This window comes from Acinetobacter lwoffii (assembly GCF_024129595.1).
Classification (GTDB): Bacteria; Pseudomonadota; Gammaproteobacteria; order Pseudomonadales; family Moraxellaceae; genus Acinetobacter; species Acinetobacter lwoffii_O.
The window spans coordinates 1-2451 of sequence record NZ_JAMXXS010000077.1 but is presented as its reverse complement, the minus strand read 5'-3'; the positions used below and the strand labels follow the sequence as shown (position 1 = coordinate 2451).

At 36.1% G+C, this 2451-nt stretch carries 1 protein-coding gene; it reads left to right on the top strand.

Annotated elements, in window-relative coordinates; genetic code table 11:
• The first annotated feature begins 115 nt into the window (after nt 1-115).
• A complete protein-coding gene (gene repM / locus NI466_RS15670; protein ID WP_087739066.1) occupies nt 116-1072 on the top strand; it encodes a replication initiation protein RepM in 957 nt (318 codons plus the stop codon).
• The last annotated feature ends 1379 nt before the right edge of the window (nt 1073-2451 follow it).

The following is a 2451-nucleotide window of genomic DNA, read 5'->3' as shown; positions in this document are numbered from 1 at the left end:
CTACGTTTACCCATCAATACCCCTACGTTTACCCATCAATACCCCTACGTTTACCTTGCGCATTACTACAATTTATTTTAATGTAGTAATAACTTCAAAAAAATAATTGTAGGTTATGAGCGAATTAATAGTAAAAGATAACGCCCTAATGAACGCTAGTTACAACTTGGATCTCGTTGAACAGCGTTTAATTCTCTTAGCTATCCTTGAGGCTAGAGAATCAGGCAAAGGAATCAATGCCAATGATCCTCTAACCGTTCATGCAGAGAGTTATATCAACCAATTTGGTGTACACAGAACAACGGCATATCAAGCTTTAAAAGATGCCTGTAAGGACTTATTTGCTCGTCAGTTTAGCTACCAAGAAAAACGAGAACGTGGACGTGCAAATATTACAAGTCGTTGGGTCAGTCAAATTGCTTACATTGATGAAACTGCAACGGTTGAAGTTATTTTTGCCCCTGCGGTTGTTCCATTAATTACAAGACTGGAGGAACAATTCACCCAGTACGATATTGAGCAAATTAGCGGTTTATCGAGTGCCTATGCTGTCCGTATGTATGAATTATTGATTTGTTGGCGCACAACAGGAAAAACCCCCATTATTGAATTAGGCGAATTTAGAAAACGAATAGGTGTTTTAGATACTGAATACACGAGAACAGATAACTTAAAGATGCGAGTTATTGAGCTAGCACTCAAGCAGATCAATGATCATACCGACATTACAGCAACCTACGAACAGCACAAAAAAGGGCGAGTGATTACGGGATTCTCATTCAAGTTTAAGCAGAAGAAGCCCAAACAAGCCGAAATTGCTACAGAAACGCCAAAAATAGCCACGAATGACCTAGACACGATAAAACCCCTTACAGAGCCTCAGATCGCAAAATACAGCATGATTCTGTGCAAATTAGGCAGTATTTCAGACTTGAGTAACTTCCCCGACTATCCAACCTTTGCAAATTGGATTGGTAATATCCTAAGAAATCCTGAAAAAGCGGATGAGCAAACAGCAAAACGAATTTTCACAGCGTTGAAAACGGAAACCGACTACAGCAAGAAAAACTAATTTTTAGTTGTAATTGGTTTTTCCCGAAGGGCGCACTTAGCCATTGAGTCCAATGGGTGCGTTTTGCTCTGCAAAAATTTTCTGTCACGTGGCAATCACGTGGAATTTTCCTCTGTATCCCTTTTCTAGCCATCGTTGTAAAAAGCGTCACTACTGAAATAGTGACGCTTTTTAAAACTCATTAGACATAGCTGAACAATTGGAAAATAAATTAAAAGGCTTTGGTATAATTTTTTTAGGTCTACAAAAAACCGGTAAGCGCATTATTACTTCACTGCTTTTCAGAAATGAAAATCCTGAAGATCGAATTTTAGTCTTGAACCAAATAAGTGCGTTTCCTTAGGAAAAAATGTTTTAGTTTTTAACTAATAAAAATATAATTAATTCTCAAATATTTAAAAGGATAGTTAAAGTGTTCTCTCTTATAAAAAAAACTCCTATTAATCTAGGTGAATATGGTGGTTTCAATACTTGTATTAACTGCGGTGAAGATACATACAAAAGTGGTTGGGGTTGTTCAAATTGTGGCTATGACGGTGGTTAATTAAAAAGATTATTGATTTATAGTACTTCAAGGAAAAAGGTTTTTTATTAATGAATAAATATTTAATATCATATAGTTATGTTCGATATAACCCCAATGGAAGTCGATCTGGAATAGCATCGGGAAATACATCTGTTAATGCTGCTTCCGAAAGTGAAGCTCGTGAAATAGTACAAAGTAGATATAAAGATTGCAAAATTACCTCTATTAAAAAAATATAAGAATCTTTATTTAAAAAAAGAACTTATTAGGTTTTTTATTTTGAATAATATCGATTAGCGAGTGTCTACGAGCGAAGTAATCAAAATTCGCTCATTACTATTTCTGAAAAACAGCTTTTAGAAATATTGGCTACTCGATAATTTTTACTATCGAATGCTTTTTCTTTTGAAAAAATACGAGCGAAGCGAGTTCATAGTTGCTTTTGGGGGGTTAAGGGGGGCGAAGCCTCCCTTACAAGGCACAGAGTGAGAATTTTGCACGATAGTGAAAAAGTCCCCTCTGTGTATCCTTGCTTATTTCTTTTTAAATCTTTGATTTCTTTCCCTCCGTTTGCAGAAATTGCCCCTCGACTAAGCTTGCTTAGTCAAAAAAGTTTGAGCAAAGCGAAAACATAGGGCAATTTTCATGGTGGAAATGGGCTTTTAAGGTTTTTAAATGCTTTTAAATGCTTTTAGACACACTAAGAAGCCCACACAGCAAGGCATACAGAGAGTATTCTACTACGTTTACCCATCAATACCCCTACGTTTACCCATCAATACCCCTACGTTTACCCATCAATACCCCTACGTTTACCTTGCGCATTACTACAATTTATTTTAATGTAGTAATA